15 protein-coding genes and 1 tRNA gene are annotated in these 14389 nt (G+C 66.8%); 8 read left to right on the top strand and 8 right to left on the bottom strand.

The window, feature by feature from the left end; all coding sequences use genetic code 11:
• Positions 1 to 38 precede the first annotated feature (38 nt).
• Positions 39 to 1313: a deoxyguanosinetriphosphate triphosphohydrolase gene (locus G6N67_RS37175; protein WP_036442881.1), complete on the top strand. Its 1275-nt coding sequence runs from the start codon at positions 39 to 41 to the stop codon at positions 1311 to 1313.
• A gap of 70 nt (positions 1314 to 1383) precedes the next feature.
• Here G6N67_RS37175 and G6N67_RS37170 read toward each other — a convergent pair whose 3' ends face one another.
• Together G6N67_RS37170 and G6N67_RS37165 are read right to left on the bottom strand one after the other, a co-directional pair.
• Positions 1384 to 2229, bottom strand: coding sequence for an alpha/beta fold hydrolase (locus G6N67_RS37170; RefSeq protein ID WP_036443412.1), 846 nt, complete (start codon positions 2227 to 2229; stop codon positions 1384 to 1386).
• Between the two features lie 68 nt (positions 2230 to 2297).
• Complete coding sequence (locus tag G6N67_RS37165) at positions 2298 to 3347, bottom strand: sensor domain-containing protein (protein WP_036442882.1); 1050 nt, start codon at positions 3345 to 3347, stop codon at positions 2298 to 2300.
• Positions 3348 to 3406: 59 nt separating this feature from the next.
• Between G6N67_RS37165 and dnaG the strand changes: the two genes are divergently transcribed.
• Together dnaG and G6N67_RS37155 are read left to right on the top strand one after the other, a co-directional pair.
• Positions 3407 to 5311: a DNA primase gene (gene dnaG / locus G6N67_RS37160; protein ID WP_036442885.1), complete on the top strand. Its 1905-nt coding sequence runs from the start codon at positions 3407 to 3409 to the stop codon at positions 5309 to 5311.
• 87 nt (positions 5312 to 5398) lie between these two features.
• On the top strand, positions 5399 to 5674 hold the full coding sequence (locus tag G6N67_RS37155) for a DUF7155 family protein (protein WP_036442887.1): 276 nt from the start codon (positions 5399 to 5401) through the stop codon (positions 5672 to 5674).
• Here the strand turns inward: G6N67_RS37155 and G6N67_RS37150 are convergent.
• Positions 5671 to 5943 (bottom strand): hypothetical protein, encoded by a 273-nt coding sequence (locus G6N67_RS37150; RefSeq protein ID WP_036442890.1) that lies wholly within the window; start codon positions 5941 to 5943, stop codon positions 5671 to 5673. The two genes, G6N67_RS37155 and G6N67_RS37150, sit on opposite strands and share 4 nt — an antisense overlap.
• Before the next feature lie 144 nt (positions 5944 to 6087).
• On the opposite strand from G6N67_RS37150, the gene G6N67_RS37145 reads away from it, so the two are divergent.
• Positions 6088 to 6160, top strand: a tRNA-Asn gene (locus G6N67_RS37145).
• Between the two features lie 114 nt (positions 6161 to 6274).
• On the opposite strand, the gene G6N67_RS37140 is transcribed toward G6N67_RS37145, so the two are convergent.
• Together G6N67_RS37140 and G6N67_RS37135 are read right to left on the bottom strand one after the other, a co-directional pair.
• The gene (locus tag G6N67_RS37140; protein WP_036443415.1) at positions 6275 to 6586 is read right to left on the bottom strand and encodes a hypothetical protein; all 312 of its coding nucleotides are present in this window, start codon (positions 6584 to 6586) and stop codon (positions 6275 to 6277) included.
• 49 nt (positions 6587 to 6635) lie between these two features.
• The gene (locus tag G6N67_RS37135) at positions 6636 to 7541 is read right to left on the bottom strand and encodes a LysR family transcriptional regulator (protein ID WP_036442892.1); all 906 of its coding nucleotides are present in this window, start codon (positions 7539 to 7541) and stop codon (positions 6636 to 6638) included.
• A gap of 31 nt (positions 7542 to 7572) precedes the next feature.
• On the opposite strand from G6N67_RS37135, the gene G6N67_RS37130 reads away from it, so the two are divergent.
• Complete coding sequence (locus G6N67_RS37130) at positions 7573 to 8148, top strand: allene oxide cyclase barrel-like domain-containing protein (protein WP_131524882.1); 576 nt, start codon at positions 7573 to 7575, stop codon at positions 8146 to 8148.
• A gap of 82 nt (positions 8149 to 8230) precedes the next feature.
• Positions 8231 to 8725 (top strand): LppP/LprE family lipoprotein, encoded by a 495-nt coding sequence (locus G6N67_RS37125; protein WP_036443418.1) that lies wholly within the window; start codon positions 8231 to 8233, stop codon positions 8723 to 8725.
• On the opposite strand, the gene G6N67_RS37120 is transcribed toward G6N67_RS37125, so the two are convergent.
• Positions 8715 to 10637 carry an acyl-CoA dehydrogenase family protein gene (locus G6N67_RS37120; protein WP_036442896.1) on the bottom strand — a complete coding sequence of 641 codons (1923 nt, stop codon included), beginning with the start codon at positions 10635 to 10637 and terminating at the stop codon, positions 8715 to 8717. The two genes, G6N67_RS37125 and G6N67_RS37120, sit on opposite strands and share 11 nt — an antisense overlap.
• A gap of 81 nt (positions 10638 to 10718) precedes the next feature.
• Here G6N67_RS37120 and G6N67_RS37115 point away from each other — a divergent pair, with 81 nt between their 5' ends.
• A complete protein-coding gene (locus tag G6N67_RS37115) occupies positions 10719 to 11450 on the top strand; it encodes a VIT1/CCC1 transporter family protein (RefSeq protein ID WP_036442898.1) in 732 nt (243 codons plus the stop codon).
• The gene (locus G6N67_RS37110; protein WP_036442900.1) at positions 11450 to 12499 is read left to right on the top strand and encodes an esterase-like activity of phytase family protein; all 1050 of its coding nucleotides are present in this window, start codon (positions 11450 to 11452) and stop codon (positions 12497 to 12499) included. The genes G6N67_RS37115 and G6N67_RS37110 overlap by 1 nt, the downstream gene beginning before the upstream one ends.
• Positions 12500 to 12584: 85 nt before the next feature.
• Here G6N67_RS37110 and G6N67_RS37105 read toward each other — a convergent pair whose 3' ends face one another.
• Positions 12585 to 13796 carry an MFS transporter gene (locus tag G6N67_RS37105; RefSeq protein WP_036442902.1) on the bottom strand — a complete coding sequence of 404 codons (1212 nt, stop codon included), beginning with the start codon at positions 13794 to 13796 and terminating at the stop codon, positions 12585 to 12587.
• A gap of 13 nt (positions 13797 to 13809) precedes the next feature.
• Complete coding sequence (locus G6N67_RS37100; protein ID WP_036442904.1) at positions 13810 to 14295, bottom strand: MarR family winged helix-turn-helix transcriptional regulator; 486 nt, start codon at positions 14293 to 14295, stop codon at positions 13810 to 13812.
• Positions 14296 to 14389 lie beyond the last annotated feature (94 nt).

The following is a 14389-nucleotide window of genomic DNA, read 5'->3' as shown; positions in this document are numbered from 1 at the left end:
CACGGTCGGAGCGGCGTGTCCTGGCAGACTGTGCCTCGGTGAACGCGGAGCAGCACGACCTCTACGACGACTTCGACCGGCAACGCCTGGTGGTCGAGTCGCCGAAGGTTGCCGCCCTGCCCGGCACCGAGAACGTGCACCGCACCGACTTCGCGCGGGATCGGGCCAGGGTTCTGCACAGCGCGGCGTTCCGCAGGCTGGCGGACAAGACGCAGGTGGTCGGGCCCCGCGAGGGGGATACGCCCCGCACCCGGCTGACGCATTCGCTGGAAGTCGCGCAGATCGGTCGCGGCATGGCGATCGGGCTCGGGTGCGATTCCGACCTCGTCGACCTGGCCGGGCTGGCTCACGACATCGGCCATCCGCCCTACGGGCACAACGGGGAGCGCGCGCTCAACGAGATCGCTGCTGCGTTCGGGGGTTTCGAGGGCAATGCGCAGAACTTCCGCATCCTCACCCGACTCGAACCCAAAGTCATTGATGCCGAGGGGCATTCGGCTGGCCTGAACCTGACCAGGGCCGCGCTGGACGCCGTCACCAAATACCCGTGGCAGCGATCCGACGGCCGCAAGAAATTCGGTTTTTACGACGACGACGCCCCGGCCGCGGACTGGGTGCGCCTCGGTGCGCCCAGTGAGCGGCTGTGTCTGGAAGCGCAGGTGATGGACTGGGCCGACGACGTCGCATACTCGGTCCACGATGTCGAGGACGGCGTGATCTCCGGGCGGATCGATCTGCGGGTGCTCGCCGACGCCGATGCGGCCAATTCGCTGGCCCGGCTCGGGGTGGGCGTCTTCCCGACGGTGACCCACGACGAGCTGCTGGAGGCCGCGCAGCGGCTGTCCCAGGTGCCCGTGGTCGCCGCGGTCGGAAAGTACGACGGCACCGTCGCTGCGTCGGTCGCGCTCAAACAGCTGACCAGTGAGCTCGTCGGCCGCTTCGCCAACGCGGCGATCACCGAGACGCGAGCCGTCGCCGGGAACCGTCCGCTGCGGCGGTTCGACACCGATCTGGCCGTGCCCAACCTGGTGCGCGCCGAGGTCGCGGTGCTCAAGATGCTGGCGCTGCAGTTCATCATGTCCGACCACCAGCATCTGCAGGTCCAGGCCGATCAGCGCACCCGCGTGCACGAGGTCGCGCTGACGTTGTGGGCACAGGCGCCCAGCAGCCTGGACCCGCAGTTCGCGCCCGACTTCGCCGCGGCCGCCGACGACGGCGCGCGCCTGCGGGTGGTGATCGACCAGATCGCTTCCTACACCGAGAGCAGGCTGGAGCGGGTTCACGAGGCCCGGTCGCCGCGCCCGTTGGGATAGCCCCGCGCCGGAGCGTTGGCTTGCGTGCGAATTTCCAGCGAAAACTCGAACACAAGCCAACATTCGAGCGCTAGCGGAGCCTGCTCAACACCATGTCTGCGCGCGCCCACAGCAACGCGCCACCCACGCCCTCGACAGTGGTGCGCGTCGCCCCGGCGATCCGCCCGGTCAAGGTGGCGCCGAGATCGGGTGAGTGCACGCGGTCGTCGGCGCCGAACAACACGTGCACGTCCGCCCCGGGCGTCATGAGGTAGGTCGGCCAGGGAGTTGTGGCCAGCACGGTGTCGCGGGCGTATCCAGCCGATCCCTGCAGGAAACCGTCGGCGAGCGCGGCACGCAACATCGCCCGGAACTCTGGATCGTCGTAGACGATGCGGTCAGACGGTGGGTAGTCCGCCATGATCATGTCGAAGAGTGCGGTGGCGGTGTATGCCGACAGATCCTGCATCGCACCGTCCGGGTCCGCAGCGATCGCGTGGACGAATTCGCGGTGTGCTGCCGGCAATTGTGTGGCCACCGCGGGATAACTGAGGTCGTCGATCGGGGACACCAGCACGACGCTGGATGCCCGGCCGGTGGCAGCCAGTGCGAGGCCGAACGGCGCGCCCTGCGAGTTGGCGACCACGGGAACCGGTTGGCCGACGATTGTGTCGATCACCGCGGCGAAGTCCGCGGCGACACTGTCGAAGGTCTTGTTCGGATCCGGGTCGGACAGGCCCAGACCGGGGCGGTCGACGGAGATCAGCCGAATGCCGTAGTCGTCGAGATGTTTGTGGCCGAACGACATTCGTCGCCCGCAACCCGCACCGGCCATGAACAGCGCCGGAGCCCCGGAGTCGGGGCCGTAGGCGGTGTAGGCCACGCGCCGCCCGCCGGGGCGAGCGACGAATGAATCTTGTCGGGCCCCGAGACTCATGCGCGTGACCATATCGCGTACGCGAAACCGCCCGTGACCTGCGAGCTGCGGTCACCAACATTCCCTGGTCAGGCGATGCGGGCGAGGATAGCCCTGGCTACATCGATTCCCGAGGTGTCGCGACCTGACATCGGATCCTTCCCCGGTGCGACGCCGGACATAGACACTTCGACTTCGACGACGCAGTTTCCTTTGACCCCGAGCGTGCGTGCGCTTGCCCTGGCCGATCCGCCGTCGCTGTGGTCGCTGGCCAGTACGGCTGAGAGGACGTGATCAGCGACCTGCACAGCGTTGGCGGTAACGACGTAGTGGCCGCCGCTCGCTGACGTAGGCGCGGCCAGAAGTGTCACGGTGCGACCCTCGCACGCTTGCCATTGCTGGGCGAACTTGTCGAACGCAGCTTCTGCCTCGGCTCGGGACGAGAGGACCACGACGGCTTCTGTCACCGCGAGCACCGGTCCGATATCCGAAGTCCACCAGTCCTCGAATGCGAAATTTTGGACGCTGCTGCTTTCGTAGGTGCTGCGCTGGGTGACATGGGTGGCGCCGATGCACTCGTGGGGTGACGCGGTGGCTTCGTCGGGGAATGCATTGGGCATGGCGTCGAGCGCTCCCACTAGTCGATGATCGGCGGATGGCTTGAACCTCTGACCCAGCAATGCTGCTAGTTCGCCGCCATTGAGCAATACGTCGGTCAAGTTGGCGCCGGTTACCGGTACTGCCGCCTCGGTTGTCGTGGCTCCGTTGACAGGAGCGGCGCTCGTCGTGGCGTCGGCGACGGCCGACGTCGGCTCGTCTGTGGGCAGAGCAGCCCCCACCACCAGTGCGGCTACGACGACGACGATCATGAAATACGAGAGCACCAGCCCGATGATCGCCCGATCCCGCCCCTTTTGATGCAGACGCTTGATCTGGGACAACGCCACGTGGCCCAGGACGACGCCCGCGGGTGCGAACAGGAACGCGAAGACGATCGACAGCGTCGCCAGCGGATTGGTCTGCTGTGACGGAGGCGAAGGAGGTGGTGCCTGATAGGTAGGCGGACCGGACCATCCACCGCCGGACGGTTGCCCGCCGAACGGGTCCGCTGAAGAACCGCCATATCCGCCAAAGCTCACCGACGCCCCCTCAGGCAAACCCGTTCAACGCGTCTTTCGCGCCCGCATAGACTAAGCCGGTGGCCGGCCGGATTCCTGATCGCGATATCGCGGCCATCCGTGAAAAGATCCGCATCGAGGACGTGGTCGGCGACTATGTCCAGTTGCGCCGGGCCGGGGCGGACTCGCTCAAGGGCCTGTGCCCGTTCCACGACGAGAAGTCGCCGTCGTTCCACGTGCGGCCCAACCATGGCCACTTCCACTGCTTCGGCTGTGGTGAGGGCGGCGACGTCTACGCCTTCGTCCAGAAGATCGAGCACGTCAACTTCGTCGAGGCCGTCGAGCTGCTCGCGGACCGGATCGGCTACACCGTCACCTACACCGGCGCGTCGACCACGAACGTGCAGCGCGACCGCGGCAGCCGCAGCCGGTTGCTGGCCGCCAACGCCGCGGCCCAGGAGTTCTACGCCGAGGAGCTGAAGTCCGACGAGGCCGCGGAAGCGCGCAAATACCTCACCGAGCGCAACTTCGACGCGGCCGCGGCCGCCCAGTTCGGCTGCGGATTCGCGCCGTCGGGCTGGGACAAGCTGACAAAGCACCTGCTGCGCAAGGGTTTTGAGTTCAAGGAGTTGGAAGCGGCCGGGTTGAGCCGCGAAGGCAAACGCGGCCCGATGGACCGGTTCCACCGCCGGCTGCTGTGGCCCATCCGGGTGTCGTCGGGGGAGACCATCGGCTTCGGCGCCCGCCGCCTGTTCGACGACGACCAGAACCAGGCCAAATACGTCAACACACCCGAAACCGTGCTGTACAAGAAGTCGCAGGTGCTGTTCGGCCTGGACCGGGCCAAACGTGACATCGCCAAGGGGCATCAGGCCGTCGTGGTGGAGGGGTACACCGACGTCATGGCCATGCACCTGGCCGGCGTGACCACCGCGGTGGCGTCGTGCGGCACCGCATTCGGTGAGCAGCACCTGTCGATGCTGCGCCGACTCATGATGGACGACAACTTCTTTCGCGGTGAACTGATCTACGTGTTCGACGGCGACGCCGCGGGCCGGGCTGCCGCGGTCAAGGCCTTCGAGGGCGAGCAGAACCTCGCGGGGCAGTCCTTCGTGGCGGTGGCGGCCGACGGTATGGATCCTTGTGATCTGCGGCTGCGTTCCGGCGACAGTGCACTGCGTGACCTGGTGGCGCGGCGAACCCCGTTGTTCGAGTTCGTGATTCGCAGCGCCCTGGCCGAACACGACCTGGACAACGCCGAGGGGCGAGTGTCCGCGCTGCGCCGGTGCGTGCCGATGCTGGCCCGGATCAAGGATCCGACACTGCGCGACGAATACGCCCGGCAGCTCGCCGGCTGGGTGGGCTGGGATGACGTCGGGCAGGTGATCAACCGGGTCCGTGAGGAAGCCACCAAGGGCGGCGGTCGCCGTGACGGGCGACGCGCGCCCGCCGAGCCGCAGGCGCGCCCCAAGGCCCCTCCGGTGCAACGCCCCAACCCGGCCGATCCCACGCTGTGGCCGCAGCGTGAGGCGCTCAAAGCCGGTCTGCAGTACCCGGCGTTCGCGGGGCCGGTGTTCGACACGCTGACCGTGGACAGCTTCACCCACCCCGGCTACGCAGCGGTGCGCGCCGCGATGGAAGCGGCGGGGGGCACTGCCGCGGGGATCTCCGGCGCGGAGTGGATCGAGGCCGTCCGCGCCCAGACGTCCTCACCCGCGGCGGCCAGCCTGGTCAACGAGCTCGGGGTCGAGGCCATCAACGTCGAGAACGACGAGCACCTGCCGCGCTACATCGCCAGCGTGCTGGCCCGCCTGCAGGAGGTGTGGGTCGGCCGGCAGATCGCCGAGGTCAAATCCAAGCTGCAGCGCATGTCGCCGGTGGAAAACAGCGACGAATATCACGCGTTGTTCGGCGACCTGGTGGCCATGGAGTCGTATCGCCGCAGTCTGCTGGAGCAGGCCAGCGGCGACGACCTCACTGCGTAGCAGCTCACATCACGATATGGTGGAGCCGCGGTCGGACCCACGGACAGATATGAAAGAGGCAAGCCGGTGACATTGATCAGCACCCGGATGCGGCGATTCGCCGCGATTGGCGCTTTTGCGGTGACGGCCGCAGCGGCCCCGGCCATCTTCGCGGCCACGGCTCCGCAGGCTGGTACCGAGGTCAACGCCGGCCCGGCCTGCCTGGCGTGGTTCGGCAACAAGGAGGACGGCAAGTGCCTGTCGTACTCCAACGGCGCGCCTACCAACATCGGAACCCCGGCGTTCGGCTACGGGCCGTCGGGCGGCGGTGTGTACACCGGGCCGCTGCTGCCGGGCACGACCATCAATCAGGGCATCGGCTAGCCGACGCCCCAGTCGCGTTTCTTCGAAGCGTCGGTGCGCTCCTGCGTGGAGTACACCGACGTTTCTGCGTCTATGGGTGTCAACGTCGTGAAGTGCGGGTCCGGTGACACCCGCTTGGCGATCTTGCGGCGACCGGCGTCGAGCACCGCCTTGGTCGCGGGGTTGGCGGTCACCGCACGGTAGGTGCTGGCGATCTGTTCGTAGCGTCGTCGACCTGCCTTCGCGCCCAGCACGTAGCCGACGGCGATCACGGCGGCATAGCGGATCAAAGCGTTCCTCCCAGCCAACGAATGTGTGGCTCCATCCTGCCTCACCGACGGTCCGACTCGCCCGTCCGGGAGTGCATTGGCGGGCACGGCGGTCCGTACGCTAGAGTCAACGCTCGGCCGCGGAGGAGATCCGCGCCAAGGCAGTCCCCTGTAGCTCAATTGGCAGAGCATTCGGCTGTTAACCGAAGGGTTGCTGGTTCGAGTCCAGCCGGGGGAGCAGAAGCGGGTCGTAGTCAGCCGACCCGCACTGCTCGGCAGACCCGACCGCGCTGGTGGCCACCGAAGACGGCGGCCAGGAGCGAAGCCTGACGGCCGTGCCGGTTACCTCTTCTTACTTCTTCGCCTGTTTCTGGCGGGCTGCTTGGGCCAGCGCCTCCACGAGTGGATTGGTGGCCGAGGCCAGTGCTTTCCGCTCCTCCTCGGTGAGCTGATAGAACGTCCACATTCCCCACGCTGCGGGCCGGACGTAAACCGTCACCTGCTGATGGTTGTTGTTCTGCAGCACCGCCGGTACGGCGACGGCACGGTCCAGGGTGGCCGAGCTGACCATCTCTTCGGCGATCTTGTCCACATCAACCGTCTCTTGCAGTTGGTAGAGAACCGCCTTGTTGGCCGGGCCTTCCATGGCCAGGAACCACGCCATCAGCATCTCCTTCGATCGGTGGCAGCGCAGTCACTGTATCGCCCGCGGGTCAGTCGGAGCGGCTGTATTTGGACCGCAGCGACTCGCGTGCATACTCCACGAGCCGCCGTGCGCTCGGGCTCGGCCGCCGGGCGCTATTCCACGCCAGCGCAAGGGATCCGCGAAGTTCGACGCCGACGATCGGCAAGGTGCGCAACGTCGACTCCCGGGCGCGTGCATACGGTTCGGGCACCAGCGCGACGCCGAGGCCGCCCGCGGCCAGCTCGGCCAGCACGCTGGGATCGCTGGCCTCGATGCCGATGCGGGCTTCCACCCCCGCGGCGGCGAACGCCGCGTCGATGGTGCTGCGGGTTCCGATCATCGGCGAGAACGTGATGAGCGGCCGGCCGGCGAGATCGTCGAGGGTGACCGCATCGTTGGCCGCCAGTGGGTCGTCCGGACGCACCGCTGCCACCAAGGCTTCGTCGGCGACCAGCTCCAGGCCGAGTTCGGGTGGTGGGTCGAGCGGTGGCGCGATGACCGCTGCGTCGTGACTGCCGTCGAGCAGTCCCGCGATCAGTATGTCGGTGGCCGCCTCCAGCAGCGAGATCTCGACCAGCGGATGGTCGCGGTGAAACTTCGCCAGCATGTCGGTGAGGTCGAAGGCAAACGATGACGACGCCGCCAGCCCGACACTGACATGACCACGCAGCACGTCCCGGTATTCGTCGGCGACCTGTCGCGCCCCCGCCGCGGCGGCCAGGGCCGCCCGCGCGTGGGACAGCACGGCGGTTCCCACGTCGGTGAGCTGAACCGAACGCCGGGTCCGGTCGAACAGGCGCTGGCCGAGTTCGCGTTCCAATTGCAGGATCTGGGCGCTCACCCCGGATTGCGCGATGTGCATGCGGGCCGCTGCCTTGGTGAAGCTTCCCTCTTCTGCGACTGCCACAAAGTATTCCAGCTGCCGCAGTTCCATAACCGAAAATGATAACAGTCAGCATATTTCGATGTTGGACACTCCCGTGCGGTCTGACGCATTGTTATTCGTGTGCCAGAAAGGGCACGACTTTTATTCGTATTTCCGGGAGGAACGCGTGGCAGCCCTATCGAAGACAACGGTTATCGCCGGATCGACAGTCGCGGTACTTGCGGTGGCCGGGATCGGTGCGTGGCTCGTCGCCAAGGCGCCGGACACCGAGGCCAGGCCCGAACCCGAGACGTTGACCCTCGAGGTCAAAAACGATCAGGTGGCCAAGCACGACTTTGGCAAGCCGGGCATGGATGTGGGTGATATGGACGTCTTTTCGGACATTCTCTCGGTGAACGGCAAACAGGTCGGCTATGACGGCGGGGCCTGCTTCTTCACCAACGTCACGCCCGACAATCCGATGACCTACTGTGAATTGACCATTCACCTCGACGAGGGGCAGGTCTTCGCCCGCAGTCTGAGTCCGCACACCCTGGCGCCCTTTACCATGGCAATTACCGGCGGCACCGGAAATTATGCGGACGCGCGGGGTGAACTCACCGTTTCGGGCGTTGCGAGCCCCGATGAGAAATACGAATTGCGATTCTCGAAATAACGATTGATCGATGCGCGACGCGCGGTGACGGGATCCGCGCGTGGCGCCCGGGTTCGCGGCGGAATTCGCTAGGCTCGAGAGCGTGCACCCTCGGCTGATCGCCTCTGTCGCATTCGTCGGGCTCGTTGCAGCGGGCTGCGGCTGGAGCCCTCCGTCCGCACCACCGCCGAAGGCGGACACGTGCGCGCCGAGCGACGGGCCCAGCGCCGATACGGTGGCGCAGCAGATCGCCAAGCTGCCCGCTCCGAAGCAAGGTGAGTGGAAGCAGGTCAAGGACGGGCACACGAGCAATTGCCGGTTGTACTGGGTTCAGGTCGCCCAGACCAATCCGCAACCGAACAGCGAGGGACAGTTGCTGTTCTTCGATCGGCAGACCCCGCTGGGCCCCGCCACCCCGGAGCCGCGGCCCTACATCAACGTGGTGACCAACGCCGACGACACCGTCGTCGTCAACTATCAGTGGCAGCAGGGCCAGGATCCGCCGTGCTGCCCCACGGGTATCGCGACGGTGCGGTTCCGGGTCGGGGACGACGGCAAGCTCGTTGCCGTCGACCCCATCCCCGCCCCTAACCGTTGACCAGTTCGGCGGGGTCGAGCATCGCGGCGTAACGCAACTGCTCGGGAATGCCGAATCCGTCGACGAGTGTCTCGGCGTGCGGCCGCAACGAGCGGCAGCGCTCGTTGATGCCCCGGGTGACCGCCTTCGCGCGTTCGGTGGACAGGAACCGATGCTCGATGAACCAGGCCTTGTCCTCCTCGATCACCGACAGCGCATACAGGTCGCAGACGTCTTCGAGAAGTCCGCGGGCCGTGTCGTCCTCGCAGGCGTCGATGCCCGCGACGAACGCTTCCAGGATGATCCGGTCGATGTGGGCCCTTGCGGCATGCAGCACGTGATCCTGAACCGCGTTGAACGCGTCGAACGCTGACATCTCCTTGGCCTTGCCCTGCAGCCGCCGGGCCACCGAGGCCAGCATGTACTCCTCGCGGTCCTCGAACATCTTGACCTGGGTACCGCGGTTGAACAGGCTGCCCTCCTCCTCGTTGTCCTGGCGGGAGTCGAGGATGGTCTGCATGATCGTCTCGGCGGCAGTGCGTTTCAGCACGCGTTCCCCGGCGAAGTTGGCCGCGAAGCGCACCCAGTCCACGGGGCTCATGCTCTTGACGTCGTCGGCGTAGGCCGTGAGCAGTTCCTTGGCCACGAGCTGGGTCAGCACGTGGTTGTCACCCTCGAACGTGGTGAACACGTCGGTGTCGGCGCGCAACGCGATCAACCGGTTCTCCGCGAGGTAGCCCGCGCCTCCGCAGGCTTCGCGGGCCTCCTGGATGGCACGGCTGGCGTGCCAGGTGTTGGCGGCCTTGAGCCCCGCGGCACGCGCCTCCAACTCGCGTTGCTCTTCGGCGTCGGGATTGTCCGACGTCTGCAATTCGTGGCATTTGGCCACCAGCTCGTTCTGCGCGAACTGCAGGGCGTAGGACTTTGCGATCAACGGCAGCAGCCGGCGCTGATGCACCAGGTAGTCCATGATCAGCACCTCGTCGTGGCTCTTGGGCACCTCGAACTGCCTGCGTTCCAACGCATATCGCGTGGCGATGTCGAGGGCCACCCGCGCGGCGGCCGCGGCGCTGCCACCGACTGTGACGCGGCCGCGGATCAACGTGCCCAGCATCGTGAAGAAGCGTCGGCCCGGGTTCTCGATCGGTGAACTGTAGGTGCCGTCCGGCGCCACGTCGGCATAGCGGTTGAGCAGGTTCTCCCGCGGAACCCGCACGTTGTCGAACACGATGCGGCCGTTGTCGACGCCGGGCAGTCCGCCCTTGTAGTGGCAGTCCGACGTCGTCACGCCGGGCATGTCGTTGCCCATGTCGTCACGGATCGGCACCACGAAGCAGTGCACGCCGTGGCCTTCGCCGTCCGGGGTGATCAGCTGGGCGAAAACCGCTGCGACCCTGGCGGTTTCGGCAGCTCCACCGATGTAGTCCTTGCGGGCGGTCGGGGTCGGGGAGTGGATCACGAACTCTTGCGCCTCGGGATCGTAGGTCGCGGTGGTCTCCAGGGACTGCACGTCGCTGCCGTGACCGGTCTCGGTCATCGCGAAACAGCCCAGCAGGTCGAGGTCGATCAGCCGGCGCACGTAGGCCTTGTGGTGGCGTTCGGTCCCGAGGTTCTCGATCGCGCCGCCGAACAGGCCCCACTGCACACCGGCCTTCACCATGAGCGACAGGTCGCTCATCGCGAGCATCTCGATGCGGGTGACGGCTGCCCCGACGTCGCCGTTGCCGCCGTGCTCTTTGCGGAATCCGTCCTCGGCCGCGCCCGCCGCGGCCATGATCTTGAGTTGCTCAGCCACTTTGGCGCGCGCGATGACGGTGTTCGGGGTGTAGTGCGGCCGGAAGATCTCGTTGGACAGTTCGGCCCGCATGGCGTTCTTGGCGTCGCGCCAACGACCGTCCAGCGTGTTGCGAAGATGCTCGGCAGTGGTGGTCATACCCGACCGTAACCTGTGGCCGGCCCTACGCAGGTGAACCTGAGTAGAACGGTCGAATCGGACGGGCGTTGAATCGAGCACATGACCGATCGGCCCGAGCCGCTGTCGCCCACCGGCCTGCCCCATGTGATCGACCACAAACACGCTGACGTGACCGGCGGGTGGCTGCGCGCCGCGACGTTCGGCGCCATGGACGGGCTCGTCAGCAACACCGCACTGATCGCGGGTGTGGCCGCCAGCGCGAGTGCGCAGACCGTGGTACTCAGCGGTGTCGCCGGATTGCTGGCCGGCGCGTTCTCCATGGCGTTGGGGGAGTACACGTCGGTGACGACGGCCAACGAGCAGATCGACTCCGAGGTGCTCGTGGAACGGCGCTCGTTCAGCAAGCAGCCGGAGGCCGAGCAGGCCGAGCTGGTGGCGATGTTGATGAAGATGGGCATGTCGGAGGCGACGGCCGCCAAGGCCACCGAGGAGATCCATCAGGACGAGCACCGCGCGGTGAACTTTCATCTCGTGCAGGAGCTCGGCGTCAATCCAGGCGAGAAGCCGTCGGCGCGCATCGCCGCGGTGTCGTCGTTCGTGATGTTCGCGATCGGCGCGATCATTCCGCTGATCCCGTACCTGCTCGGTTTCGAGTCGTTGTGGGCCGGCCTGGCCTGTGGCGGCGTCGGACTGCTGATCGCGGGCGGGCTGGCGGCCCGCTTCACGCGCAAACCGGTGGCCATTGCCGCCGGGCGCCAGTTGCTGTTCGGCGCGATCGCGATCGCCGCGACCTATGCGGTCGGCACCCTGATCGGTACCGTCACCACTTGATGCTGCGTCGAATACTGCTCGCCGGTGCCCTGACCCTGTCGGCATGTGGATCTGCACAGGCGGCACCGGATTTCGCATACCTCGGACAGCGCCAGGTGCCGCACGCAGCGATGTTCGACGGCACGGTGATCGGCGGGCTGTCGGGGATCAGTTACGACGCGGCCACCGGGCTGTATTACCTCGTCAGCGACGACCGATCGGCGAAGAATCCCGCTCGGTTCTACACCGCGCGGATCGCCCTGTCGGACAACGGCATCGACGACGTCCAGTTCGTCAGCACGCGGCCATGGCTGGATCGGGACGGGCGACCGTTCGCGCCGTTGGACACCGCAGCGCAACCACCGGTTGTGCCGCCCGACCCCGAAGGCATCGCGTTCGACGCACGCAGGCAACGGCTGTACTGGACCAGTGAGGGGGAGCGCCGTGACGACGGCACCCGGCTGGATCCCTGGGTGCGGATCGCCGGACTGGACGGCGGGTATCTGGGGGAGTTCGATCTGCCGCCGCAGCTGCGGATGTCGGACAGCGAGCACGGCGCACGCCAGAACAGTGCCCTGGAAGGCCTTTCCCTCACCCCAGATGGTCGCCACCTGTGGGCGGCGATGGAAGGCCCGATCTTTGAGGACGGTGCTTCGCCCGACGAGCAGCACGGTGCATCGACCCGCATCACGCGCTACGACGTCGACACGGGTGTCGCCGATGCCGAATACCGCTACCCGCTGGACCCGGTCAGTGCTGGACCGGGTGGCGACAACGGCCTCTCGGATCTGGTGGCCCTCGACGACGCGACGTTCCTGGTGATCGAGCGGGGCTACGGCACCCACACGGCCGTTCGCATCTACCGGGCCGGTGTAATCGCGGGATCGTCGGAGCTGTCGAAGACCTTACTGGCGGATCTGACCACCACGCCCGGGCTCAGCCCGCTCGACAACATCGAGGGAATCACCTTGGGGCCCAGGCTCGTCGACGGGCGCCAGAGCGTGATCCTGGTGAGTGACGACAACTTCTCGCCGACGCAGACCACGCAGTTCGTGCTGTTCGCGATGTAGGCGTTGCGCGCCGAATCCGACGTAAATGTCGCTGGATGCGCAGAATTACGACATTTACGTCGAACTCGGGGTCGGTGGAGCAAACCTAGCTGTCGCTGCCGATGGTGACGGCGGTGGCCTCGTCGGTGAGCTCGTCGAGTTCGTCCTCTTCGACGTCGATGCCCAGCAGATGCGGGCGCGTCAGCAACAGGACGCCCGCGCCGAGGAGCACCGCGCCCGCGCCGACCCAGTACGGCAGGTGCACGTTGACCTGCTCGCCGAGCACGCCGGCCAACCATGGTGCGACGGCGGCCCCGCTGAAGCGCAGGAAGCTGTATGCCGCCGAGGCGACGCCGCGTTCGACGGGCGCTGCCTTCATCACGGTCTCGGTGATCAGCGTGTTGTTGATGCCGATGAAGAGTCCGGCTACCACGACGCCGGACGCCAGCACCGCCTTGGCATCTGTCCACACCGCCATGACGACCAGCACCGCGGTGAACGCCAGCAGGTTGAGGATGAGCACTCGCACGGTGCCGAACCGATGCTGCAGCCGCGGCGCGACCACCACGGAGGTGAAGGCGAGCGCCACGCCCCAGCCGAAGAAGATCAGGCCGATCTGATGGGCGGTCATGTCGAGCGGGAAGGGCGTGAAGGCCAGCAGCGTGAAGAAGCCGAAGTTGTAGAGCAGCGCGGTGATCGCGACACCGAGCAGACCGCGGTGGCGCAGGGCGCGGAACGGGTCGGCCAGCGTGGTGGCGCGTTCGGCGCGCGGTGTCGCGGGGAGCAGGAACGCCGTGATCACCAGAGCGAAGGCCATCAGCGCCGAAACCCCGAAGAACGGTCCGCGCCACGAGATCGAACCGAGCACGCCGCCGACCAGGGGCCCGACGGCGATGCCAAGGCCCAACGCGGCTTCGTACAGGATGATCGCCTGCGCGACAGAGCCCTTGGCGGAGTTGACGATGGTGGCCAGTGCGGTCGCGATGAACAGGGCGTTGCCCAGCCCCCACAGTGCGCGCCATCCGACGATCTCCATGACGGTGTCGCTCATCCCGGCCAGACCTGCGCCGGCGATGATCACCACGAGACCGAGCAGCAGGGTGCGCTTGGGTCCGATCCGGCTCGACACCACGCCGGTGATCAGCATCGCCACGCCCATCACCGCCATGTAGCTGGTGAACAGCAGCGACACCTGTGACGGCGAGGCGTTGAGGTTGTCGGCGATCGGTTTGAGGATGGGATCCACAAGCCCGATCCCCATGAACGCCACGACGGACGCAAAGGCTACGGCCCAAACTGCTTTGGGTTGGCGCCACATAAAGGCAGAACTCCTATCTCTGGATTTCGGTCGGCAACGCGGGTTCGTCGCGGTCCTCGAGAATCCGCCGGATGACGTCCACGGCGGCCGCCAGTGTCTGGCGGTCCTCGGGTGCGAGCCGCTCCAGCCGCGGATTGATCGCGGCGGCGCGGTCAATCCGCGCCTGGTTCAGGGTTTGTCGGCCCTTGTCGGTGATGCGGATCAGGACCGCGCGCGCGTCGCCCGGGTCCGCGGTCCGCGACACCATGCCTGCGTCTTCGAGACGACGCACCTGGGTGGTCATGGTGGGTTGCGAGCAGTGGTCGAGGTAGGCGAGGTCGGAAATCCGGGCCTCACCCTGGTCCTCGATGGTCGACAGCAGCCGGGCCTGCGCCCAGGGCAGGGGCAATTGGGTACGTTGGTTTGCCAGCCGGTTCAGCCGCGCGACGACCGCGAGCAGATCTGCGCCGAGTTCGGCTTTCGGTGTCGCCGGGGCATGCTCGGCGGTTGGAGTCGGCATACGTCCATACTTACATAGTTTCCCTATGCAGTCGACCCGCGGTGGGGTGGGGGCTGTCACACCACGGCCCACCAGCAGCGGCGATACCGGCTGG

The organism is Mycolicibacterium mageritense (assembly GCF_010727475.1).
In the GTDB taxonomy this organism is placed as follows: Bacteria; Actinomycetota; Actinomycetes; order Mycobacteriales; family Mycobacteriaceae; genus Mycobacterium; species Mycobacterium mageritense.
The sequence above is the reverse complement of the archived record's forward strand: the minus strand, read 5'-3'. Positions and strand labels throughout refer to the sequence as shown.

Bases quoted from the DNA above. Each gene is read 5' to 3' on its own strand.
- G6N67_RS37170 (WP_036443412.1), bottom strand. From the start codon at position 2,229: ATGAGTCTCGGGGCCCGACAAGATTCATTCGTCGCTCGCCCCGGCGGG.
- G6N67_RS37155 (WP_036442887.1), top strand. From the start codon at position 5,399: ATGCGGCGATTCGCCGCGATTGGCGCTTTTGCGGTGACGGCCGCAGCG.
- G6N67_RS37140 (WP_036443415.1), bottom strand. From the start codon at position 6,586: ATGGCGTGGTTCCTGGCCATGGAAGGCCCGGCCAACAAGGCGGTTCTC.
- G6N67_RS37135 (WP_036442892.1), bottom strand. From the start codon at position 7,541: ATGGAACTGCGGCAGCTGGAATACTTTGTGGCAGTCGCAGAAGAGGGA.
- G6N67_RS37130 (WP_131524882.1), top strand. From the start codon at position 7,573: ATGTTGGACACTCCCGTGCGGTCTGACGCATTGTTATTCGTGTGCCAG.
- G6N67_RS37120 (WP_036442896.1), bottom strand. From the start codon at position 10,637: ATGACCACCACTGCCGAGCATCTTCGCAACACGCTGGACGGTCGTTGG.
- G6N67_RS37115 (WP_036442898.1), top strand. From the start codon at position 10,719: ATGACCGATCGGCCCGAGCCGCTGTCGCCCACCGGCCTGCCCCATGTG.
- G6N67_RS37110 (WP_036442900.1), top strand. From the start codon at position 11,450: ATGCTGCGTCGAATACTGCTCGCCGGTGCCCTGACCCTGTCGGCATGT.
- G6N67_RS37105 (WP_036442902.1), bottom strand. From the start codon at position 13,796: ATGTGGCGCCAACCCAAAGCAGTTTGGGCCGTAGCCTTTGCGTCCGTC.
- G6N67_RS37100 (WP_036442904.1), bottom strand. From the start codon at position 14,295: ATGCCGACTCCAACCGCCGAGCATGCCCCGGCGACACCGAAAGCCGAA.